Annotated in this window: 26 protein-coding genes; 19 read left to right on the plus strand and 7 right to left on the minus strand. The window is 30.1% G+C overall.

Annotated features, from left to right (window positions below):
- Nucleotides 1-25 precede the first annotated feature (25 nt).
- The gene (locus ACQY1Q_RS05695) at nt 26-424 is read right to left on the minus strand and encodes a DoxX family protein (protein WP_431004326.1); all 399 of its coding nucleotides are present in this window, start codon (nt 422-424) and stop codon (nt 26-28) included.
- 127 nt (nt 425-551) lie between these two features.
- Here ACQY1Q_RS05695 and ACQY1Q_RS05700 point away from each other — a divergent pair, with 127 nt between their 5' ends.
- Together ACQY1Q_RS05700 and ACQY1Q_RS05705 are read left to right on the plus strand one after the other, a co-directional pair.
- Complete coding sequence (locus ACQY1Q_RS05700; RefSeq protein ID WP_431004327.1) at nt 552-1481, plus strand: SPFH domain-containing protein; 930 nt, start codon at nt 552-554, stop codon at nt 1479-1481.
- A 55-nt stretch (nt 1482-1536) separates the two neighbouring features.
- A complete protein-coding gene (locus ACQY1Q_RS05705) occupies nt 1537-1854 on the plus strand; it encodes a YbjQ family protein (protein WP_431004328.1) in 318 nt (105 codons plus the stop codon).
- Nucleotides 1855-1893: 39 nt separating this feature from the next.
- Here ACQY1Q_RS05705 and ACQY1Q_RS05710 read toward each other — a convergent pair whose 3' ends face one another.
- The 3 genes from ACQY1Q_RS05710 to rnr all read right to left on the minus strand — a co-directional run bounded on the left by ACQY1Q_RS05710 (nt 1894) and on the right by rnr (nt 5116).
- Nucleotides 1894-2088, minus strand: coding sequence for a twin-arginine translocase TatA/TatE family subunit (locus ACQY1Q_RS05710; protein ID WP_431004329.1), 195 nt, complete (start codon nt 2086-2088; stop codon nt 1894-1896).
- Nucleotides 2089-2120: 32 nt separating this feature from the next.
- Nucleotides 2121-2798, minus strand: a complete 678-nt coding sequence (locus ACQY1Q_RS05715) for a head GIN domain-containing protein (protein ID WP_431004330.1) — start codon at nt 2796-2798, stop codon at nt 2121-2123.
- Between the two features lie 122 nt (nt 2799-2920).
- Nucleotides 2921-5116 carry a ribonuclease R gene (rnr, locus tag ACQY1Q_RS05720; protein WP_431004331.1) on the minus strand — a complete coding sequence of 732 codons (2196 nt, stop codon included), beginning with the start codon at nt 5114-5116 and terminating at the stop codon, nt 2921-2923.
- A 119-nt stretch (nt 5117-5235) separates the two neighbouring features.
- Here rnr and ACQY1Q_RS05725 point away from each other — a divergent pair, with 119 nt between their 5' ends.
- The 4 genes from ACQY1Q_RS05725 (at nt 5236) to ACQY1Q_RS05740 (ending at nt 7914) form a co-directional block, all read left to right on the plus strand.
- Nucleotides 5236-6150, plus strand: coding sequence for a diacylglycerol/lipid kinase family protein (locus ACQY1Q_RS05725; RefSeq protein ID WP_431004332.1), 915 nt, complete (start codon nt 5236-5238; stop codon nt 6148-6150).
- An 85-nt stretch (nt 6151-6235) separates the two neighbouring features.
- Entirely contained in the window at nt 6236-6394 is a 159-nt protein-coding gene (locus ACQY1Q_RS05730; protein ID WP_431004333.1) for a hypothetical protein, read from the plus strand.
- 642 nt (nt 6395-7036) lie between these two features.
- Nucleotides 7037-7471 carry a ribose 5-phosphate isomerase B gene (gene rpiB, locus ACQY1Q_RS05735; RefSeq protein WP_431004334.1) on the plus strand — a complete coding sequence of 145 codons (435 nt, stop codon included), beginning with the start codon at nt 7037-7039 and terminating at the stop codon, nt 7469-7471.
- The gene (locus ACQY1Q_RS05740) at nt 7471-7914 is read left to right on the plus strand and encodes a GNAT family N-acetyltransferase (RefSeq protein WP_431004335.1); all 444 of its coding nucleotides are present in this window, start codon (nt 7471-7473) and stop codon (nt 7912-7914) included. Before rpiB ends, ACQY1Q_RS05740 begins: the two co-directional genes overlap by 1 nt.
- Nucleotides 7915-7970: 56 nt before the next feature.
- On the opposite strand, the gene ACQY1Q_RS05745 is transcribed toward ACQY1Q_RS05740, so the two are convergent.
- The gene (locus ACQY1Q_RS05745; protein ID WP_431004336.1) at nt 7971-8828 is read right to left on the minus strand and encodes an N-acetylglucosamine kinase; all 858 of its coding nucleotides are present in this window, start codon (nt 8826-8828) and stop codon (nt 7971-7973) included.
- Nucleotides 8829-9051: 223 nt separating this feature from the next.
- On the opposite strand from ACQY1Q_RS05745, the gene recA reads away from it, so the two are divergent.
- The gene (recA, locus tag ACQY1Q_RS05750) at nt 9052-10059 is read left to right on the plus strand and encodes a recombinase RecA (protein WP_431004337.1); all 1008 of its coding nucleotides are present in this window, start codon (nt 9052-9054) and stop codon (nt 10057-10059) included.
- An 86-nt stretch (nt 10060-10145) separates the two neighbouring features.
- Nucleotides 10146-10685, plus strand: a complete 540-nt coding sequence (locus tag ACQY1Q_RS05755) for a GNAT family N-acetyltransferase (RefSeq protein ID WP_431004338.1) — start codon at nt 10146-10148, stop codon at nt 10683-10685.
- On the opposite strand, the gene dut is transcribed toward ACQY1Q_RS05755, so the two are convergent.
- On the minus strand, nt 10682-11113 hold the full coding sequence (gene dut / locus ACQY1Q_RS05760; RefSeq protein ID WP_431004339.1) for a dUTP diphosphatase: 432 nt from the start codon (nt 11111-11113) through the stop codon (nt 10682-10684). The two genes, ACQY1Q_RS05755 and dut, sit on opposite strands and share 4 nt — an antisense overlap.
- A gap of 227 nt (nt 11114-11340) precedes the next feature.
- Here dut and ACQY1Q_RS05765 point away from each other — a divergent pair, with 227 nt between their 5' ends.
- The 10 genes from ACQY1Q_RS05765 (at nt 11341) to ACQY1Q_RS05810 (ending at nt 19900) form a co-directional block, all read left to right on the plus strand.
- Nucleotides 11341-12336, plus strand: a complete 996-nt coding sequence (locus tag ACQY1Q_RS05765) for an NAD(P)H-dependent glycerol-3-phosphate dehydrogenase (protein ID WP_431004340.1) — start codon at nt 11341-11343, stop codon at nt 12334-12336.
- A gap of 230 nt (nt 12337-12566) precedes the next feature.
- On the plus strand, nt 12567-13226 hold the full coding sequence (locus ACQY1Q_RS05770; protein ID WP_431004341.1) for a hypothetical protein: 660 nt from the start codon (nt 12567-12569) through the stop codon (nt 13224-13226).
- Between the two features lie 10 nt (nt 13227-13236).
- Nucleotides 13237-14505 (plus strand): MFS transporter, encoded by a 1269-nt coding sequence (locus ACQY1Q_RS05775; RefSeq protein WP_431004342.1) that lies wholly within the window; start codon nt 13237-13239, stop codon nt 14503-14505.
- A gap of 772 nt (nt 14506-15277) precedes the next feature.
- Nucleotides 15278-15628 (plus strand): hypothetical protein, encoded by a 351-nt coding sequence (locus ACQY1Q_RS05780; protein ID WP_431004343.1) that lies wholly within the window; start codon nt 15278-15280, stop codon nt 15626-15628.
- A 27-nt stretch (nt 15629-15655) separates the two neighbouring features.
- Nucleotides 15656-16102, plus strand: a complete 447-nt coding sequence (locus tag ACQY1Q_RS05785) for an HlyD family secretion protein (RefSeq protein WP_431004433.1) — start codon at nt 15656-15658, stop codon at nt 16100-16102.
- Nucleotides 16103-16139: 37 nt separating this feature from the next.
- Nucleotides 16140-16448 (plus strand): HTH domain-containing protein, encoded by a 309-nt coding sequence (locus ACQY1Q_RS05790; protein WP_431004344.1) that lies wholly within the window; start codon nt 16140-16142, stop codon nt 16446-16448.
- A 150-nt stretch (nt 16449-16598) separates the two neighbouring features.
- Nucleotides 16599-16751 carry a hypothetical protein gene (locus tag ACQY1Q_RS05795; protein WP_431004345.1) on the plus strand — a complete coding sequence of 51 codons (153 nt, stop codon included), beginning with the start codon at nt 16599-16601 and terminating at the stop codon, nt 16749-16751.
- Nucleotides 16752-16764: 13 nt separating this feature from the next.
- Nucleotides 16765-16923: a hypothetical protein gene (locus ACQY1Q_RS05800; protein ID WP_431004346.1), complete on the plus strand. Its 159-nt coding sequence runs from the start codon at nt 16765-16767 to the stop codon at nt 16921-16923.
- A gap of 817 nt (nt 16924-17740) precedes the next feature.
- Entirely contained in the window at nt 17741-18196 is a 456-nt protein-coding gene (locus ACQY1Q_RS05805; protein ID WP_431004347.1) for a cysteine peptidase family C39 domain-containing protein, read from the plus strand.
- A gap of 42 nt (nt 18197-18238) precedes the next feature.
- Nucleotides 18239-19900 (plus strand): peptidase domain-containing ABC transporter, encoded by a 1662-nt coding sequence (locus ACQY1Q_RS05810; protein ID WP_431004434.1) that lies wholly within the window; start codon nt 18239-18241, stop codon nt 19898-19900.
- On the opposite strand, the gene ACQY1Q_RS05815 is transcribed toward ACQY1Q_RS05810, so the two are convergent.
- Nucleotides 19865-20413, minus strand: a complete 549-nt coding sequence (locus tag ACQY1Q_RS05815; protein ID WP_431004348.1) for an RNA methyltransferase — start codon at nt 20411-20413, stop codon at nt 19865-19867. The two genes, ACQY1Q_RS05810 and ACQY1Q_RS05815, sit on opposite strands and share 36 nt — an antisense overlap.
- Before the next feature lie 114 nt (nt 20414-20527).
- On the opposite strand from ACQY1Q_RS05815, the gene mutS reads away from it, so the two are divergent.
- Entirely contained in the window at nt 20528-23137 is a 2610-nt protein-coding gene (mutS, locus tag ACQY1Q_RS05820; protein ID WP_431004349.1) for a DNA mismatch repair protein MutS, read from the plus strand.
- Nucleotides 23138-23160 lie beyond the last annotated feature (23 nt).

A 23160-nucleotide genomic window follows, 5' to 3' on the forward strand; every position in this document is an offset into this window, starting at 1 on the left:
ATACTTATTAATAAAATAATAAGTTTTATTTATTAAGTAAAAACATACCAAAAATGGTAATAATAAAGTAAACTGCCAAGGTCATAGCTCCGGCATAATCTTTTGCTAAACGTTGACCAATTAATAAAAATATTAATGTTAAGGCTGAAAGTTGCACTCCTAATAAAGCTAATTCTTTTGAACCAGTTGTAACAATATTAAAAATACCTATAAACATAAAAGCACCTGCAATAAGTTCTATCACTAAAATAACAGCCAATAATAAAGGCACCATATTTTTTAAAGGAGAATTTTTTAAATGATCCTTAATAAAAGATAAATTACCGTTCCAATCAGTTACTTTATCAATACCCGATTGTAAAAAGGTTACTACTAAAAAAAGTAGAATTAAAATTTCTGTAGCGTTGTTTTTAATGAGTTCCATATAATTGATTTTTAGCAAATATAAGTTATATTGAAAAAAATGTAACATTTATTAAAAATATCGACTTATAGGTATTAAATGTTATCTTTAACAAAAAAATTCAATCAAACTTAAAATCTTATTTGTTATGCCAATTTATTTTTATCCACTGCTATTTTTAGCTATTATAGTATTTTTTTCAGCTTTCTTTACTATTAAACAACAAACTGCAGGTATTATAGAGCGTTTTGGTAAGTTTCAAAGCATTCGTCATTCCGGATTACAATTGAAAATTCCGTTAGTTGATAGAATAGCCGGAAAATTAAGTCTTAAAATTCAACAATTAGATGTAATCGTAGAAACTAAAACTTTAGATGATGTTTTTGTTAAGTTAAAAGTATCAGTTCAGTATAAAGTAATTCGTGAAAAAGTTTATGATGCCTTCTATAAACTAGATTATCCACATGATCAGATAACTTCATATGTTTTTGATGTTGTGAGAGCAGAGGTTCCAAAAATGCGCTTAGATGACGTTTTTGTTAAGAAAGATGACATAGCAATTGCAGTAAAATCAGAATTAAATGATGCTATGATGGAATATGGATATGATATTATAAAAACATTAGTAACAGATATAGATCCGGATGCACAAGTTAAAGCAGCAATGAACAGAATTAATGCTGCTGAACGTGAAAAAGTAGCTGCTCAATATGAAGGAGATGCTCAACGTATTTTAATTGTTGAAAAAGCTAAAGCAGAGGCTGAAAGTAAACGTTTACAAGGACAAGGTATAGCAGACCAGCGAAGAGAAATTGCCAGAGGTTTAGAAGAATCTGTAGAAGTATTAAATAAAGTAGGTATTAACAGCCAGGAAGCTTCTGCTCTAATAGTTGTAACTCAGCATTACGACACTTTACAAGCCATTGGTGCAGATACCAACAGTAACTTAATATTATTACCAAACTCACCACAGGCAGGTAGTGATATGCTAAACAATATGGTTGCCAGTTTTACGGCCAGTAATCAAATAGGTGAGGCCATGAAAAACGCCAAAAAGAAAAATAACGAAGAAGACTAAAAACACCTAACGCTGAAATTACTTTCAGCGTTTTTAATTTAAAAAAATTACAAATATGTTAAAAACAACCACAAATACCGTAGAAGGAAGACCTGTTAAAGAATATTTAGGTATTGTTACAGGTGAAACAATTATAGGAGCTAACTTTATTAAGGATTTCTTTGCAGGAATAAGAGATATTGTAGGAGGAAGGTCCGGATCTTATGAAAAGGTCCTTAGAGAGGCTAAAAATAGTGCTATGGAAGAAATGGAACAACGTGCAAAACAAATGGGTGCAAATGCAATTGTTGGAATAGATTTAGATTACGAAACAGTGGGTCCAAATGGAGGGATGCTTATGGTTACAGCCTCAGGAACGGCAGTAACTATTTAAACTAAAAAAACCGTATCAAATTGATACGGTTTTTTTTTATTATTTATTTTCGTCTAATTTATCTTTTTCTTCATCGTCAGACTTCGTTGCATCTTTAAACTCTTTAATACCAGTTCCAAGTCCTCTCATTAATTCAGGTATTTTACGACCTCCAAACATTAATAAAACTAAGGCAACAATAATGGCAACTTGCCAAGGTCCTACGAATCCTAAAAAAATAGTAAGTAAATTCATTTTAAACTTAATTTATTGACAAAGATACAAAATTAACTTCTGTGTTCTATAACTCCACCTATTACTTTTTTATCTTTTAATACTTCAGGTTTTCCTTTATAAAAAATAGAACCTCCAAAAGATACTTTAGCATCTAACGTTTCACCAGCCTGCACCTCTGCTTTAGCTCCCGAGCCTGCTCTAACAATATTCATAGCTTCAACTTTTACATTGTAACCATGGTAATTAGCGCCTAAATCTACATCAACCGTTTGGTTTTTAGTAGTACCGGATAACTTAATAACAGCTCCTGATGTACTTTTAACTTTTAAATGTTTTACATCAACAACCATGTTAATAAAAGCACCCTCTTGGCCTTTAATTTCAACTGTCTGTTGGTTTAATTCTTTAGCTGTAATAACAGCACCTTCATTTGCATCAATAACCTCAAGGTCATTTGCATAAAATAAAGTAACTTTTGCTTTACCATCTGCAGTTGTTTCAGGAAAATTAAGAACTATTTTTAGTTTATCATTTTCTGATTTAAAACTTACTTTTTCAGATTTCTCTCCGGTAACAATGGCTTTAAATTCGTTAGATTTAACTAACTCAACATCAATTCCATTATATACTTTAAGTATTTTAAAACTTCCTAAATCTTTAGTTATTTTATTTTGAGAAAGTACGGCTGCACTCACAAAAAATAAACTTACAATAATTGATTTTTTCATTTTATTCATAATTTCAACTATTTTATAACTTACTATAAAATGTTAATTACACCACAGTAAGTCAATAATTGTACCATTACTATAAAGACAAATATTAAATTTTATTGTTACAATTTTAAAATTTAATGTGTAATTAACTCAAAATCTAGGTGTTTACGTTCTAAATCTGTATGTTTTACCTTAACAACAACTTCATCACCTAATTGTATTTTATTTTGAGTTGCTTGTCCTATGACAGCATATTGTTTTTCGTCAAAAATATAATAATCGTCTTTAATATCTTTAATACGAACCATACCTTCACATTTATTAGATACTATTTCAACATAAATTCCCCATTCGGTAACTCCCGAAACCACTCCGTCAAACTCTTCATTTTTATGATCTTGCATATACTTTACCTGCATATACTTTATAGAATCTCTTTCTGCTTTTGAAGCTAATTCTTCCATTTTAGAAGAATGTTTACAACGTTCTTCATAAACTTCGGCTTTAGGTGAAGTACCGCCATCTAAATAATGTTGTAACAAACGATGTGTCATTACGTCAGGATAACGACGAATAGGAGAAGTAAAATGTGAATAATAATCAAATGCTAATCCGTAGTGTCCAATATTCTGTGTGGTATATTCAGCTTTGCTCATAGATCTGATAGCTAATGTTTCAACCATATTAGCTTCGCCTTTTCCATGAACATCACTTAATAGCTTATTTAAACTTTGTGATATTTTTTCTCTGGTATCTGTATTAATTTTATATCCAAACTTACTCACAATGTTTTGTAAAGAAGCTAATTTTTCAGTGTCCGGTTCATCATGCACACGGTACACAAATGTTTTATTAGTAGGTCTTCCTTTAGAAAATCCTATAAATTCAGCAACTTTTCTGTTAGCTAACAACATAAACTCTTCAATAAGTTTGTTAGCATCTTTTGCTTCTTTAAAGAATACACCTATTGGATTGGCATTTTCATCTAAATTAAACTTAACTTCAACTTTATCAAATGAAATAGCTCCGTCTTTCATGCGTTTTTTACGAAGAATTTTAGCTAATTCATCTAATTTTAAAACGGCTTCAACAATAGCTTCATCAACCGTATAAGTTTCACCTGTTAACGAAATGTCAGCCGGTATTATACCTTCTTTTGTTTCAATAATAACTTGGGCTTCTTCATACGCAAATCGTTTATCAGAATACGTTACAGTTCTTCCGTACCATTGGTTAACAATTTGAGCTTTATTGTTAATTTCAAAAATAACTGAAAAAGTTAATTTTTCTTCATTGGGTCGTAATGAACATACTCCGTTAGATAACATTTCCGGAAGCATAGGTACTACTCTGTCTACTAAATAAACAGAAGTTGCTCTGTCATAAGCTTCATCATCTAACTTTGTTTTTGGTTGCACATAATGAGATACATCCGCAATGTGAATTCCTATTTCGTAATTACCATTTTCAAGTTTAGTAAAAGATAAAGCATCATCAAAATCTTTAGCGTCTTTAGGATCAATCGTAAAGGTTAAATCACCTCTCATATCTCTTCGATTGGCTATCTCTTCTTTTGTAATTTCTACCGGTAACTCACTAGCTTCCTCTTCTATTTCTTTAGGAAATTCATAGGGTAAACCATATTCTAATAAAATAGAGTGAATTTCAGTATCGTGTTCCCCTGGTTTCCCAAGAACTTGAGTAATTTTTCCAAACGGATTTTTTGAGTTTTCAGGCCAGTCTGTTATTTGAGCCAATACCTTATCACCATGTTCCGCACCGTTAATTTTACTTTTTGGAATAAAAATATCTGCATACATTTTATTGCTGTCAGGCAATACAAACCCAAAGTTTTTATTCATTTGTAAAACACCTACAAACTCTTTCTTGGCTCTTTCAATAACTTCAACAACATCTGCTTCAATTTTATTACTGCGGCGTTTTTTATACACATATGCCCTAACAGTATCATCATGTAATGCCTGCCCTAGATTAACAGATGGTACAAAAATGTCTTCATCAAAATCGTCACAAATAAAATACGCATTCCCATTAGTAGTAGCATCTAATTTACCTATGTGATATTTTCTATCTTCATTAATCTGATATTTTCCTCTATCAACTTCAACAATTTTTTGAGCAGCAGTTAACTCAACTAACCTCTGAATTATTTGAGTTTTTCCATCTGTATCGTTAATGTCTAATTTTGAAGCAATTTGTTTATAGTTGTAATGCTTACTACTATCTTGATTAAGAATTTTAAAAATTTTTCGGGTTAAGTCTTTAACAACTCTTCCCTTTTTTTTATAGATTTTTTTCTTTCTAGTCATTCATCTAACTTCTTATAAAATTTTCAGCAAAGTACAAATAAATTTATTGTATAAACTATTAAATAAGCGTTATCAATGCATTTTTGTATTTTACGCTTCTATTTATCATAAACTTATATATGGATAAAAACTGGTTTGTTATAGTGAATCCTAAGGCCGGAAATGGAAATTTTAATAAACAATGGGAAAAAATAAAACAACTTTTAAACACTTATGATCTTAACTACTTATATGCGTTAACTACACATCATAAACATGAAATAACCTTAGTACATAATGCTATTCAACAAGGTTATTCACATTTTATCTCGGTTGGTGGTGATGGTACATTGCATCATATAGTAAATGGTATTATGACTCAAAAAATAATACCCACACATCAAATTACCGTAGGTGTTATTCCTTTAGGAACCGGTAATGATTGGATTAAAACCTATAGTATAGAACAAAATATAGAGTTAGCAATTCAATTAATTAAAAATCAAAATACTATTTATCAAGATATTGGCTATTTAGAGCTAGAAAATACAACTACATATTTTAATAATGTTGCCGGTATTGGTTATGATGGCTACGTTGTTAACAAACTAAATAAATTAAAACGTTTTGGATCGATAGCCTATTTATTGAGTGGTATTTCAGGGCTTATTATGTATAAAAAATCAGAGTTTACTATTAAAGTTAACAATAAAACCATTAAAACAAAATGTTTAATGACATTGTTTGGTATATGTAAGTATTCTGCAGGAGGTATGCAACTTACTGATTATAAAAGCTCTGAAGATGGTTTATTTGACATTACTATTGCCAAAAACCTAAGTTTCAAAGATTTAATTTTTAATTTAAAAAAACTATATAACGGTTTAATAGTCAATCATAAAAAGGTAGAGACACTATTAGCTGACACATTGTTAATAACTCCGGAATTAAGTTCAGATAAAGTTTACATACAAGCTGATGGCGAATTAATAGGCCACGGGTCAGTAAAAGCAAGCATTCATAAAAGAGCTATTCAATTTATAATCAATACTTAATCTCTCTTAAAAATAGTTAAAAAAATCTTAATAAAACTGTAACGTTTCTTAAAATGCCTCGTCTATACTATATAAGGACGGCAAAATGAAAAACTTACGAAAAATAATAGCTCTTTTTCTATTAATATTTATTACAGGTATTATAGTTACCGTAGTAAGTATTAACGCTACCTTAAAAAAGCCTACTACTCAAAAAACATTACACTCTAAAGACAGTATTTACCTTCTTAAAAAGAGTATTTAATTACTATTAACTTTCTATTTTTAAAATATACCTTTTAGTAAAGGTGAGTTCTGCTTTATTCAAGTTAGTAAGCAAGTATTATCATACATTACCATTAAATAATAATTAAAAATAGTTGTTATTAACACTAGATATTATAATACTAATAGTTTTAAAAAATTTTAAAAAAGATATATATGTTATTATAGCTTGTGAATATGTGGAGTAAAAATGAGATTGAATGTTTGTTTTTATCACTTATTAAAAACAATTAACAAGTTATTATGTATTTAAAATCTTTAAAATCAAATCTAAAATGAGGTTATCAACAAAAGTTATAAACAGTAATTCACTTATTTTTATGAAATAAATTTTAGTTTCTAAGTGTAAATAAATTGTAAATTTTATGTTGATAAATGTTCATTAAAAACTCAAAAAAAAAGTTGCATAATTAAAGTCAAGTGTTGTATTGTAAAATTTTCGTAAAAAATCAAATATTTTTTTAAAAACATACTATGAGTTCTTAACAATTAAATAACAGTATGTAACTCTTTAAAAATTAATACTTTATTAAGTATTCAAAAAAAAGCATTGTTAATTACTGTTGATAACCGTTAATAACGCTATTTTTGTTGCTCACAACTAAATTAAAATCAACAAATTATGACAATAGCTATTGGTAACGATCATGCCGGAACTGAATACAAGTTTGAAATTATTAAACTTTTAGAAGAATTAGGGCATAAAGTGATCAATTTTGGTACAAATACTAATGATAGTATGGATTATCCGGATACCATTCATCCAACAGCAGAGGCTGTAGAAACAGGACAAGCAGATATGGGAATTATTTTATGTGGTAGTGGTAACGGTGCTCAAATGACAGCAAACAAACATCAAGGAATAAGAGCTGCTTTATGTTGGAATAATGAATTGGTGGAATTAACACGTCAACATAACGATGCTAATATTTTAACCATTCCTGCTCGATTTGTGTCTTTACAACAAGCTTTAGGTTTTGTAAAGATCTTTTTATCAACTGAGTTTGAAGGTGGGCGCCATCAAAATAGAGTACATAAAATAGCATGTGATTGTTAATGATATTTCAAGTAAAAAAATTTAATGAATTAGCTACTTCTGAATTATATGATATTCTTCAATTACGTTCAGAGGTTTTTGTTGTTGAACAAGATTGTGTTTACCAAGATTTAGATGGAAAAGATCAAAAGGCACTTCATGTAATAGGAAGTAAAGAAGGTAAAATAATTGCTTACACTCGTCTATTTGATGGGGGTCAATATTTTGATACTCCTAGTATTGGTAGAGTAGTTGTTGATGCAAATGAACGTAAATATGGGTATGGCCATGATTTAATAAAGGCGTCTATCAAAGCTATTTATGATGCTTATGAGAATAGAACCATTACTATATCGGCACAAACTTATTTAATAAAATTCTATAGTTCTCACGGTTTTGTAATCACCGGAGAAGAATATTTAGAGGATGGAATTCCTCATATAAGAATGATAAAACAACCGTAAAAAAAAAAAATGCTTACTGATTTCAGTAAGCATTTTTTTTAAAAGTATACTTTTAACTAAGATAATACTACCTCTTTATGATATTCAATAAGGTTATCTATAGGTTTTGCAATTATTCCGGTAACAGTTACTCCATTTTCCTGGGCCACTTCTTTTAATAAATCACCAAAATAATAAGCAATAGATCCAATAAAGTAAATTGGGGTATCTTTTGGTTTACCATAGTTTAAAACATGGTAGGTAAAAAAGGTATTAAATCCTTTTTTTACTAATTTCTTTATATAGCTGTTACTTTGATGATTAAACATAAATTTAGCATAAGAAGCTAAGTATTTATTAGGATTATCAACCTTATACAAATTATGTTTAATAACATCAGGAGTTAAATCAAATTCATCATTAAAAGCAGCTGCAATATCTGCGGGCATTTTGTTATAAAAATAATCTCTTAGTAAACGTTTACCAAAATAATTTCCGCTGGCTTCATCCATAATAATGTAACCTAAAGAGGGTGCAATACACTCAATAGTTTTACCATCATAAAAACAACTGTTAGCACCGGTACCTAAAATACACACAATAGCTTCTTGGTTTTTAGCAGAAGCATATACGGCACCTAAAATATCTTCTTCAACCACTATTTTAGTAGCGTTTGAAAAAAATGCCTGAAGAATACCTTTTAAAATTTTTATAGGAGTTGACGTACCTAAACCGGCACCGTAAAAATAGATTTCAGAAATAGAATCTTTATAAGTTTTTAATTCTTTAGAACTTTCCATTCTCGACTGTAGTTCCAAAGATGAAACAACATTTGGATTTAAGCCTAAAGTATTAGCTCTAAAAATTTCATTTTTATTATTATCTATAGCAACCCAATCTACTTTTGTTGAGCCACCGTCTGCTACTAAAATCATTGTTTAAATTTTTTCAAATATAAAAATATGTTTAGAAAAAAGTTAATTTTTTATATACAGATACTAATATAGTTAGTTGTAAATAAAGCAATTTTTAATGATTGTAAATTTATTGATTTTCATTTTAGTAAATAGTATAAAACTTAATAGGTAATATTTAAAAAACTACTAATAATTTTATAACTTAGCAGTTCTTATTTTTTAAAATTTTTTAGCAGATTTTATGGCAGTAGATAAAGATAAAGAAGCGAAACTAAAAGCGCTACAACTTACACTAGATAAATTAGATAAAACCTATGGAAAAGGAACTGTAATGAAATTAGGTGATAGTCAAGTAGAAGATATTGACGCTATATCATCAGGTTCATTAGGGTTAGATTTAGCTTTAGGAGTTGGAGGATACCCAAGAGGTAGAATTATAGAAATATACGGACCGGAATCATCAGGTAAAACCACCTTAACTATACATGCAATTGCTGAGGCTCAAAAAGCCGGAGGTATTGCTGCGTTTATTGATGCAGAACACGCTTTTGATCGTTTTTATGCTGAAAGTTTAGGAGTTGATGTTGATAATTTAATTATCTCTCAACCGGATCACGGAGAGCAAGCATTAGAAATTGCAGATAACTTAATTCGTTCAGGTGCTATTGATATTGTAGTAATTGACTCGGTTGCGGCATTAACACCAAAATCAGAAATTGAAGGTGAAATGGGAGACTCTAAAATGGGACTTCACGCACGTTTAATGTCACAAGCACTACGTAAATTAACTGCTACCATAAGTAAAACCAATTGTACGGTTATTTTTATTAACCAGTTACGTGAAAAAATTGGAGTTATGTTTGGAAACCCTGAAACAACTACCGGGGGTAATGCATTAAAATTCTATGCATCTGTACGTTTAGACATTCGTAGAAAATCGCAAATAAAAGATGGGGAGCGTGTTGTTGGTAACAGTACTAAAGTAAAGATTGTTAAAAATAAAGTAGCTCCTCCGTTTCAACAAGCAGAATTTGATATTATGTATGGTGAAGGAATATCTAAAGTAGGTGAAATTATTGATATAGGTGTTGAGTACGGAATTGTAAAGAAAAGTGGTTCTTGGTTTAGTTATGGTGATACTAAACTAGGACAAGGTAGAGATGCCGTTAAAGGAGTTATTAAAGATAACCCTGAATTAATGGAAGAGCTTGAGAATAAAATTAAAGAAGCTATAGAAAATCAAGAATAAGATTATTATTTAAATTAGAAGTTTCAACTATTACTATGAAAAGCTGTTCCTAATAAGAACAGCTTTTTTTTATCAAACCAATAAGTATGATACAAATTTCAGAGTATTTACAACTACAGCAAATCACTATAAATCACGAAAAAGAATTATTCAAGTTAATGAGTGAGGTATATCCTGCGGCGTATAAACATTTTTGGAAAGATGAAGGACAATGGTATCTTCGAGCCCAATATTCAAAAACGAATATTGAAAAAGAACTTGCTCAGGAACAAGCTGACTACTATTTTATAGTATGGAAAGGAGAAAAAGTAGGAAATTTCAGAATTCTTTGGGATACTGAACTAGAAGGATTTTCAGGTTGTAAACAAGTAAAATTACACCGTATTTATTTACATTCAAAAACACAAGGTAAAGGAATAGGAAAGCAATTATTAACCTGGTTAGAAAATGAAGCAATAAAAAAACAATATGAATTGATTTGGTTAGATGCTATGGATGAACAACCACAAGCTTTTACATTTTATAAAAAAATGGGCTACCAATACCATTCACATTGTTTCTTAGATTTTGAATTATTGCATACCAAAGTACGTAAAATGAGTCAGGTATATAAAAAACTAGTTTAAACACCGGTGCTACCAAAACCGCCGGCACCTCTTTCAGTTTCATTTAAAACTTCAACCTCTTGCCATTGTACACGTTCGTGTTTAGCAATTACCAGTTGGGCTATACGCTCACCGTCATTAATAACAAAATCTTCATTAGATAAGTTTATTAAAATAACACCTATTTCACCTCTGTAATCAGCGTCTACAGTACCCGGAGCATTTAATACGGTAATTCCTTTTTTTGCAGCCAATCCGCTTCTTGGACGTACTTGAGCTTCATACCCTACAGGAAGTGCTATAAACAATCCTGTTTTTACTATCGTTCTTTCTAAAGGTTTTAAAGTAATAGGATTTTCAATATTGGCACGTATATCCATTCCTGCAGAACCTTCAGTTTCATAAGCAGGTATTGCGTGTTTAGATGTATTAATAATTTGTACGTTCATAGAATAAATATGTTTTCGGCATCAAAAATACATGAATTTTTTCATTTGAAAATCTACATAAACTAAACGAAAAATTATACATAGTAACAAAGTGATTACTAATGAGAACGTAAATTTTACCGAAAGAAAATATAAACTTTAGCTTTTACCAAAAAAATATAATAACCTTAAGTTTTAGATTGTAGTTTATAGATTTATTAATTTCGCAACATAAAACAAACTACTGAATGAAAGACACTAAAAAAATAGCCGTACTAGGAGGCGGAAGTTGGGCAACTGCTATTGTTAAAATGCTTTCTGAAAATCTTGAAACGATAGGGTGGTATATGCGCAGTGTGTATTCAATTGAGCATATAAAAAGAAACAAACACAACCCTAGTTATTTAAGTTCAGCAGAGTTACATCCGGAGCAATTAGATTTGTCTAATGACATGAATTATATAGTTGAAAATTATGAAATTTTAATTTTTGCTATTCCTTCAGCTTTTTTAAAAACAGAACTTAATAAACTAACGGTTTCACTAGAAGATAAAATAATTTTTTCTGCAATTAAAGGAATTATTCCGGAGTCAGGATTAATTGTAGGCGAGCATTTTCATAAAATTCATAACGTACCTATTGAAAATATAGGAGTAATTTCCGGGCCATGTCATGCAGAAGAAGTTGCTATGGAACGTTTATCATATTTAACATTAGCATGTCAAGATCAAAAAAAGGCAAAAGAACTAAGTAAATATATAGCCGGGCGTTATATAAAAACAAAAATTTCTGATGATATAATTGGTACCGAATATGCTGCCATGTTAAAAAATATTTACGCAATTGCTGCGGGAATTGCACATGGATTAGGATATGGTGATAACTTTCAATCGGTTTTAATGAGTAATGCCATTAGAGAAATGAAACGTTTTATTAAAAAAGTACATAGAATGAAACGTAATATTAATAACTCAGCTTACTTAGGTGATTTGTTAGTAACCGGATATTCTGTTTTTAGTAGAAACAGAATGTTTGGAAATATGATTGGTAAAGGGTACACAGTAAAATCGGCCATGTTAGAAATGAGTATGGTTGCTGAAGGATATTATGCTACTAAAAGCGCTTATAAAATAAAACAGGAAAATGGTGCTAAAACGCCTATTATTGATGCAGTTTTTAATGTTTTATATGATAAAAAAGAAGCGAAAGATGAGTTTAAAAAGTTAACAAATAGATTAGATTAGTTGTTTGCATTTGTACAAATAACTCTTCTTAAAAAATAAGAAGTCCCCATCAATCGCTTCTAATAGAATATGTTGTGTGTTGGTTTTGTATACAAGATACAATATTCTGGCAAATTTAGGCTAAAAATCTGATTTACAAATTTTTTTGTAAAATATCTTATTTTAAAAATAAAAGTATATTTTTACATTAGTACAAGTATTTATTACTTTTAGTTTAAAATTTAACAAAAATGAAAACAATTCAAGAAGCTGTTGAGATAACTATCAGAAAAACACCGTTTATAGAAGAGGCTTTGAATGAGAAGCTTATTAATGTGTCATCTTTAGCCAGAGAAATATTACCTGACGTTTCTAAGTTATTAAAAAAAGAAGTAAAAGTTGGAGCAGTTATGATGGCTATTAACAGATTATCTCCGGTAAATGAATTGAGAATCAGAAAAAATATTAAAAAACTGGCGCTAGATTTAGGTGATGTAATTGTACGCTCTGATTTATGTGATTTTACTTTTAAAAACACACCTTCATTACTTAAAGAAATTGCTAGAATTTTAAGTAAATCTGCCGATAGTAATGATTACTTTCTAACCGTTTCACAAGGAATTTTTGAAACCAATATAGTAACCAGTAAAAATTTACAGCCCTATGTAGAAGACATTTTTAAAAGTGAAATACTTATTAACAATGTAAATGATTTGGCATCTATTACTATTAAGTTACCAAAAGAAAACCTGGAGCAATCCGGTGTTTATTATTTTATTTTAAAGCAATTTGCCTGGGCAAATATTGCTGTACAGGAAGTTATTTCAACAACTCATGAAATGACCATTGTTGTAAAAGAAAAAGATGTAAACGAAACCTTTGCTATTTTAATGGATTTAAAATTGAATTAGACACTACATAATGGAAAAAAAAGACCCCTATGCCTCCTTACGAATAAGAGAATTTAATATTTTTCTTTTAGTTAGATTTTTATTAGTTTTTGCATGGTCTATGCAATTCATAATTATTGAATGGCAAGTATATTCAATAACTAAAGATCCGTGGAGTTTAGGATTAATAGGTGCTTTTGAGTTTATTCCGGCATTTTCTATGGCCTTATTTGCCGGACATATTGTTGATCAAAGAGAAAAACGAAATTTACTGGCTCTATGTATCGCCTTATTTTCATTAATTAGCTTTGGTCTTTTCTTTTTAACACAACCGGATTTTGTAAAAGAAGGGCATTCAAAAACTGTGTTATATGCAATGTATGCTCTGGTATTTTTCGGAGGCCTTTTACGTTCATTTTTTGGCCCAACCATTTTTTCGTTGGTAGCGTTAATAGTTCCCAAAAAATTATATCCAAATGCTGCAACATGGAGTAGTACTACTTGGCAAATTGCCGGAGTATTAGGTCCTGCTTTTGCCGGATATTCTATTTCACTTATTGGAGTTAGCAGTTCGTTATCTATAGTATTCGGTTTGGTAGTGTTTTCATTTTTAATGATGTTTTTTATCAAGAAAAAACCTATACTAAACACCAAAAAAGGAGAACCTATATCAAAAAGTTTGGTAGAGGGTATTTCATTTGTATTTAAAACAAAATCAATACTAGGTGCTATTACCTTAGATATGATTTCGGTACTTTTTGGAGGTGCTATAGCGTTACTACCTGTTTTTGCACAAGATATTTTAAAAGTAGGAGCAGAAGGTTTTGGCGCTTTACGAGCTGCACCGGCCATAGGAGCCTTTTTAACCATGCTAATAACTGCTTATATACCCATAAGTAAAAATGCAGGAATGAAATTGCTAATGGCAATTTTTGGCTTTGGTATTTGTATTATAGTTTTCGGACTATCAACTTCATTCATCATATCTTTAATAGCTTTATTTTTCAGCGGAGTAACCGATGGTGTTTCCATGGTTATCAGGCAAACCATTTTACAACTTAAAACTCCGGATCATATGAGAGGTAGAGTAGCAGCAGTAAATTCTATGTTTGTGGGTTCTTCTAACGAATTAGGAGCCTTAGAAAGTGGTTTAACCGCCAAATTAATGGGAACTGTAACTGCCGTTGTTTTTGGAGGTACTATGACATTAATAACAGTTATGACTACCGGAATTTTAAATCCTACATTACGAAAGTTAGATTTAACTAAGGATTTAGAAGAACATGAAAAAGCTGAGTAAAAACTTTAATTCATTTGTACACCGCACGTAAAACTTTTTAAAAACAGTGTACAGTAGGTGTACACCCAAAAAAAATAAATTTTAAAACGGTGTACAGTATCTGTACACCAAAAATATTTTTTCTATTCTTCGGTGTACAAGAATGCTTTTTATGAAGTGATAATTTAAACTTTTTTCAGTATTAAAAAGTCTTAAAAGATGGTTTGATTCTGGAATGAATCAGATGTGATATTGAAAAGTAAAGATAAATTACATTCTATATATGTTTTAGGAGGAATAGCTCATAATCTTAAACGTACTCCGATAATTAGTGTGTCAAATAGCTAAAAATTAAGTAAAATAGAGAGGAAAACGTTCAAGAAAGGAAAATAGCTCCAATAAAAATTATCAAATCCTTCAAAATTTAAAAACAGAGAATTAAAAATAAAATTTAAAAGCCTATTCTCAAAGGCCTATGAAGTTTAAAAGACATGCTATAGTATTTTTGGCTGTGTTTTCATTACACTTAAAGCTTAGTGTTATACTATTTTTCATGATGAGACATTTTTATCAAAAAACCTAGATCTTCTAAAAGGCATAGGTTTTTTGATAGTTTTGTTGTATGTTTACACCGAAAAAGATTACTAGAAAATATACCTCTTTATACTAAAAAATAACAAACACTCATAGTCAGATTTACTATGTTTGTTTATAAGTTATTCTCATTAAAATACAAAAAAATTAAGGTAAAGGGGTGTTTCTCTAAAAAAGAAAATTCCAAAACTAAAAAAATATGCTAAAACAACTATTTCCAAAAGAAATTATCGAAAACACAGTAGAAGTACACCAATTTAAACACAGCAGAAAAACGAGTATTATTTATACTATCATCTTAATGAGTCTGTTAATAGGACTTATTTCTCTTACTTTCATTAAAATCACGGTTTCTGAAACATCGCAAGGAATGCTTCGGTCTGAAAGTGATCGAATATGGGTTCAAAACTTAACGAGTAGAGAAATTATATATAAAAATTTGAATAATAACGCTCTTGTTAAAAAAGGAGATACATTGTTGGTGTTAAGTAATAAAACAAACATTCAGGAAAAGGCGAATATTGAAACACAGATTATTGAGCAAAAATAATTTATTCTAGACTTAAAACAATTAAGCATCTTAAATAGAGTACCCAAGCTTGTTAGCTTAAAATACGAACAAGAGGCTTTTGTTCCAGCGGGTACAAAACTAACGGAAATTTCTCCAAACACGGAAATTATAGCCGAATGCTACGTTTCTCCTGAAACTATTGGTTTATTAAAAAAAGAAAATAAGGTTAGTTTTCAAGTTTCTTCATTTAATTATAATCAGTGGGGATTAGCTACTGGAACTATTAAAGAAATTGGGAACGATATACAATGGATTGACAAACAACCTGTATTCCGTGTACTTTGCTCATTAGATAAGGATTACCTTAGTTTAAAAAATGGATTCAGGGGATATTTTAAAAAAGGAATGACCGTTCAGGCTCGATTTGATATAGCCAAACGCTCATTATTTGATTTATTATACGACAAAGTGGATGATTGGCTAAACCCCAATATCGCTCAAACGCCACAATAGAAAATAGGCTTATCAAAAGATAAAACATAAAATTACCATGAAAAATTTAAAAAACCTAGAACGCTTACAGCAAGTACATAACCTAATTCAACAGGAAAAAACTGGAACACCGAAAGAACTCGCTTCTCTATTAAATATCAGTGAACGTTCAGTGCATTTACTTCTGGAACAACTGAAAGATTACAATGCAAATATTTGTTATAGTCGAAGTAGAAAAACTTATCATTATTGTAACGATTTTGACTTTAAAGTATCTATTTCGGTTAGTGTGTTAACAGGAAATGAAGTTACTCAAATTTTTGGAGGAAGCTACTTTTTACCAACAAATATGAACCTTGCAAGTTAATTGCAGTGAACACGATTATGTTTGCATTATCAAATCATAAATAGGTGCACATAATTTGGACTTGATGTCGATACTGATTTTTTACAATTCTTGCATGGAATAAATAAAATCGTATCAAAAAGAAAAAGTTTAATTAAAAAATTTTTAAAAATGAAAAATTTAGAAAATTTTGGGGTTCAGGAATTAGAATCTAAAGAAATTATGAATATTGAAGGAGGTAATGGCGATGATAACTACAATCAAGTTTTGGGTGTCCTATTATGGCCTTTTTATCAGATAGGTTATGTATTAGGTAGAATTTAAAAAACAAAAAAAGATGAATTTAAAATCGTTTGGTGTAGAAGAATTATCAGAGAAAAAATCGAAAAACATAAATGGAGGTTTATTTCCTGTAATAATCGGTAGAATTACATTATCAGTCTCTTTAGACTATTCAGACGGACGAAGAGATAAAAACTCTGAATGCACTTGCTAATATAGTTAATTAAAGTTGTTAAGTTGATATTTAAATAATAACAAAAAATTTAATAATATTTTTTTCGAATTTCAGCTTAACAACTTTAAATAAATTATTAGGTTTGTAACCTAATAAAAAAACAAAAATGAAGAAAGATATATTACAAGTGTTCGCTATATTGATACTTATTTCAATTTATGTAGGTTATTCAGATGGTAGAACAGATAAGAACGATAAAAATAAAGTTAACAAAAAGTGTAATCGACACTATTGCGAAAAGGATAAAAACTCACTACATCAAAATTTAGATATAAAAGAGAGTGTAAATTGATAACACCCTTGTCCTAAATTTTTGAAATATGAAAAAAAATAATAAGTATTACTTTTTAGTAATTGGTTTGGCTATTCTACTTTTACTAATAATTATTGCCTTTGAAAAGGGAGAGGAAATTGGGAAAATTCTAGCAAGTTAAAAAAGAGTTTACTGTTTTTTTTTTAATTGTTAAAATTCTTATAATAAGCCATTACGTTTAAAGGCTTGATTAAAACTTTAAGTTGATTTCAAATCAGTTATTGTTTCTCTACGATTTATCATAATAACATTTTAACTATACTGAATCTATTTTCAGCATTACTTTCCACAATGGATTTTATATCAGATTTTAAAATAAATTCAAGGTAATACCATCAAAATATAATTTGTAATAATCAAATAGCACAAGTTTTAAAAAAACGAGGTCTCAATACACTCCTAACATTTAGTTTATTTTTCTGTTCGTTGCAAAAGAATTGCAGTCTACATCAATTAATTTGCAAAAAACATTTAGAAAAAGGAATGGCTAAAATTACCATAAAACAACACGATATTACTGACTGTGGCGCTGCATGTTTGGCTTCTATAGCTGCTCATTATAAATTACAATTACCCATTGCTCGTATTCGACAATATGCAAGCACAGACAAAAAAGGAACTAACGTACTTGGTCTTATCGAAGCTGCCGAAAAATTAGGATTTCAAGCGAAGGGAGTTCGAGGGGAACAAGATAGTTTATTTAAAATTCCAAAACCTGCTATAGCTCATATAATTGTCAAAGAAAAACTACAACACTATGTTGTTATTTATGAAGTTACCAAGGAATATATAAAAATTATGGATCCAGGTGATGGTAAATTTCACAAGAAAACACATGACGAGTTTTTAAAGGAGTGGACTGGTGTTTTGGTTTTATTATTGCCACAAGAAGATTTTGCTCCGCGAAACGAAAAAGTATCCGTTCTAAAGCGTTTTTAGTTCTTATTAAAGCCACATAAATCGGTTATTCTTCAAGCTTTTATTGGAGCTATTATTTACACACTTTTAGGTTTTTCCACTTCCATTTATATTCAAAAAATTACGGATTACGTACTAGTTGGAGCTAATACTAAACTATTAAATTTACTAAGTGTTATTATGCTAGTGCTAATAGCCTTACAGATTATCATTGGTGTCTTTAAAGATATTTTTTTAATCAAAACAGGACAACAAATTGATGCTCGCCTAATTTTAGGTTATTATAAGCATTTATTAAAACTCCCACAACAATTTTTTGACACTATGCGTGTTGGAGAAATTATTTCCAGAATTAATGATGCTGTTAAAATCAGAACTTTTATAAATGAAGTTTCGTTGACATTAACCGTAAACGTTTTAATTCTATTTTTCTCTTTTGGATTAATGTTTATGTATTATTGGAAGCTAGCTTTTATTATGCTTACTGTAGTTCCTTTTTACTTTTTAGTATACTTTGCTATCAATAAACTAAACAAAAAAACAGAGCGAAAAATCATGGAATCTTCTGCTGACCTTGAAAGTCAGTTAGTCGAATCTCTAAATTCCGTAGGAACCATAAAACGTTTCGGCTTAGAAGACTTTGCCAACATTAAAACAGAAACTCGTTTTATTAATCTATTACAAATAGGATATAAATCGGCTTTGAATTCCATTTTCTCCGGAACTTCAACTAAGTTAATTGCCCAAGTTTTTACGGTGGTTTTACTATGGAGTGGTTCTTATTTCGTAATCGACAGACAAATTACAGCAGGTGAATTAATGTCTTTTTATGCAATTATCGGGTATTTTACTAATCCGGTGGCAAGTTTAATTGGTGCTAATAAACAGATTCAAAATGCTCTAATAGCCGCAGACAGACTGTTCGAAATCATGGATTTGGAAAGAGAAGAGAATGAGCGAAAAATGAAGTTGACCAAAGATAAAATTGGAGATATTAAGTTAGAAAATGTTGCATTTCGTTATGGAAGTCGAGTACAAGTTTTTAACGATTTTAATTTAACCTTGAAAAAAGGACAAATAACAGCCATTGTAGGTGAAAGCGGCTCTGGAAAATCTACTTTAATATCATTACTACAAAATTTATATCCAATCCAAAAAGGACAAATAAAAATTGGAAAGATTGATGTTAAATATATTCAAAACGAAAGCTTAAGAAGTATGGTAAGTGTGGTACCACAGCAAATTGATTTATTTTCAGGAAATGTTATCGACAACATTGCAGTGGGTGATTTTAATCCCGATATGGATTTAATCATTGAAATATGCAACTCCATTGGAATCTTACAATTCATAGAAGAACTCCCTAATGGCTTCAATACCTATTTAGGAGAAAACGGAGCTTCTCTTTCAGGTGGGCAAAAACAGCGGATTGCAATTGCCAGAGCCTTGTATAAAAAACCGGAGGTTTTGGTTCTAGATGAAGCTACTTCTTCTTTAGACTCTGCTTCAGAAAATTATATTCAAAAAGCTGTTGAAAGATTGCGTAAAGAGAATAAGACTATTGTTATTATTGCCCACCGATTAAGTACAGTTATAAATGCTGATGAAATAGTAGTTTTACAAAGAGGAAAGGTTTTAGAGAAAGGAAACCACAAGGAATTATATAATTCTAAAGGAAATTACTATGATTTATGGCAACAACAAATGCCTAAAATTGATTTTTGAAAACAAATCCCATAAAACCACACCACAACTTACAGAAATATTTAACGAATGTTTGGTTCCTAATTGAGGAATTTCAATACACAAATCTGAAGCTGAAACCACAGCTTGCTGAACACCTTTTACTTCATTCCCAAAAATTATGGCATATTTTTGTCCGTTTTTAGGCGTAAAATCATTCAACATGGTACTATTTTCAGCCTGTTCAATGCTAGCTACAATAGTTCCTTCATTTTTTAATTGTTCAACCAGTTGAAGAGTATTTTCAGCATACTCCCAGTCAACCGATTCAGTTGAACCCAAAGCAGTTTTATGAATTTCTTTGTTAGGAGGCGTTGCCGTAATACCGCACAAATAAATTTTTTCAATCAAAAAAGCATCAGAAGTTCTAAAAACAGAACCAATATTATTTAAACTTCTAATATTATCTAGAATAACAATTATTGGAGTTTTTGAAGTTTGCTTAAATTCTTCTACACTTAACCTACCTAACTCACTATTTTTAAGTTTCCTCATTTACTTCTTTTTTTGATTAAAAAGAGTTGGTTTTAACATAAAAGCAGTTCCTAAAAACCAACAACTAGTCACTTTTTTCTATCTTCGCAAAACTAACTGAAAAAATCCATAAACTTGGCAAAAACAAAGGCAAAAAAGGTAACACCATTAATGCAACAGTATAACGGTATTAAAGCTAAATACCCGGATGCCATGTTATTATTCAGGGTAGGTGATTTTTATGAAACTTTTGGTAATGATGCTATAAAAGCTTCAGAAATATTAGGAATTATTTTAACCAAAAGAGGTAACGGAAGTGAGAGTGAAACCGCTTTGGCAGGTTTTCCGCATCACTCATTAAACACCTATTTACCTAAATTGGTAAAAGCCGGATTACGAGTGGCTATTTGTGATCAGTTAGAAGATCCGAAAATGACTAAAACAATAGTGAAACGTGGAGTAACTGAGCTGGTTACACCGGGAGTAGCTTTGAATGATGATATTTTACAATCTAAATCCAATAACTTTTTAGCGGCAGTTCATTTTGGAAAAAAACAAGTAGGAATTTCATTTTTAGACGTTTCTACCGGAGAGTTTTTAATAGCTCAAGGAAATGAAGAGTATATAGATAAACTGCTACAAAATTTTTCACCTAGTGAAGTATTGGTTCAAAAACAATTTAAGCAACGTTTTTTAGAATTATTCACAAACCAATTTCATACTTTTTACCTAGAAGATTGGGTATTTCAGAAAGATTATGGTTTTGAAACACTTATTAATCATTTTAAGGTAGCTAACTTAAAAGGCTTTGGGGTTGAAGAATTAGAACAAGGTATTGTTGCCGGTGGTGCGGCTATGTATTACCTGTCCGAAACTCAACATAATAAAATAGAGCACATACAATCTATTAGCAGAATAGCTGAAGATAACTATGTTTGGATGGATCGATTTACCATTCGTAACTTGGAATTGTACGGAGGAAATTCTGTCAATTCAGTTTCTCTATTAAATGTTATCGATAAAACAATTTCTCCTATGGGAGGTAGATTGTTAAAACGTTGGTTAGCATTACCACTTAAAGATTTAGACGCCATAAAACAACGTCATGAGTTAGTAAAATTTTTAATAGATAATGATGATTTTTTAGCTACAGTAACCTATCAGCTAAAACAAATTTCAGATATTGAACGCTTAATATCAAAAGTAGCTACCGGAAAAGTATCGCCTCGTGAAGTAGTATTACTTAAAAACTCATTAAAAGCTATTTTACCAATTAAAGAAGCCTCTTTAACTAGTAAAAATGCCTCTGTAAAATTAATAGGAAATCGATTAAACGATTGTAAAGAACTTATTGAAAAGATTACAACAACGGTTTATGAAGATGCCCCGGTAAATATTAACAAAGGAAATGCAATTGCTAACGGAGTTTCTGAAGAACTGGATGAGTTACGAAACATTGCAAACTCAGGAAAAGAATACTTAGATAATATAGTAGCCAGGGAAAGTGAACGAACCGGAATACCTAGTTTAAAAATTGCTTTTAACAATGTTTTTGGTTATTACATTGAAGTTAGAAATACTCATAAAAATAAAGTACCTGAAAATTGGATTAGAAAACAAACGCTGGTTAATGCTGAACGTTATATTACGGAAGAGCTTAAAGAGTATGAAACCAAAATTTTAGGAGCTGAAGATAAAATACAGCAAATAGAAACAGAAATTTTTGCTGAGTTAGTCAACTATATTATACAGTATGTACAACCAGTACAACAAAATGCACAGCTAATTGCACAGCTCGATTGTTTACTTTCATTTGCCACGTTAGCTGTTGAAAATAATTATGTACGACCAGTTGTTGATAAATCAACAGATATAGAAATAAAAAACGGTCGACACCCGGTGATTGAAAAACAACTGCCAATTAGTGAAGAATACATTGCTAATGACGTAGTTTTAAACAGAGAACAACAACAAATTATTATGATTACCGGTCCTAATATGTCCGGTAAATCAGCCATATTACGTCAAACAGCTTTAATTGTGCTGTTAGCTCAAATAGGAAGTTACGTACCAGCACAAAATGCCAGAATTGGTATGGTAGATAAAATATTTACCAGAGTAGGTGCCAGTGATAATATTTCTATGGGAGAATCTACCTTTATGGTAGAAATGAATGAAACGGCTTCTATTTTAAATAATATATCAGAAAGAAGCTTAGTATTATTAGATGAAATAGGAAGAGGAACCTCTACTTATGATGGTATTTCAATAGCATGGGCCATAGCAGAATATTTGCATGAACACCCAACCAAAGCAAAAACATTATTTGCTACACATTACCATGAATTGAATGAAATGACTACTACTTTTGAACGTATTAAAAACTTTAATGTATCTATTAAAGAATTAGAAGATAGTATTATATTTTTAAGAAAATTAGTCTCAGGAGGAAGTAATCACAGTTTTGGAATACATGTAGCCAAGCTTGCCGGAATGCCCGGTATGGTTATTAACAGGGCAAACAAAATTCTAAAACAGTTAGAAGAAAATCATTCACACAAAGAAGTAAAAGATACACTTAAAAATGTACAAAATGAAGAAATGCAATTAAGCTTTTTTCAATTAGATGACCCGTTATTAGAAGATTTAAGAGAAGAAATATTAGATACCAATATAGATACCCTAACACCTATTGAAGCCTTAATGAAATTGAATGAAATTAAGCGAATGCTAATGAAAAAATAATTCTATTTTAGGATTAAATATAA

Origin of the sequence: Tenacibaculum sp. TC6 (assembly GCF_050606265.1) — a bacterium.
Classification (GTDB): domain Bacteria; phylum Bacteroidota; class Bacteroidia; order Flavobacteriales; family Flavobacteriaceae; genus Polaribacter.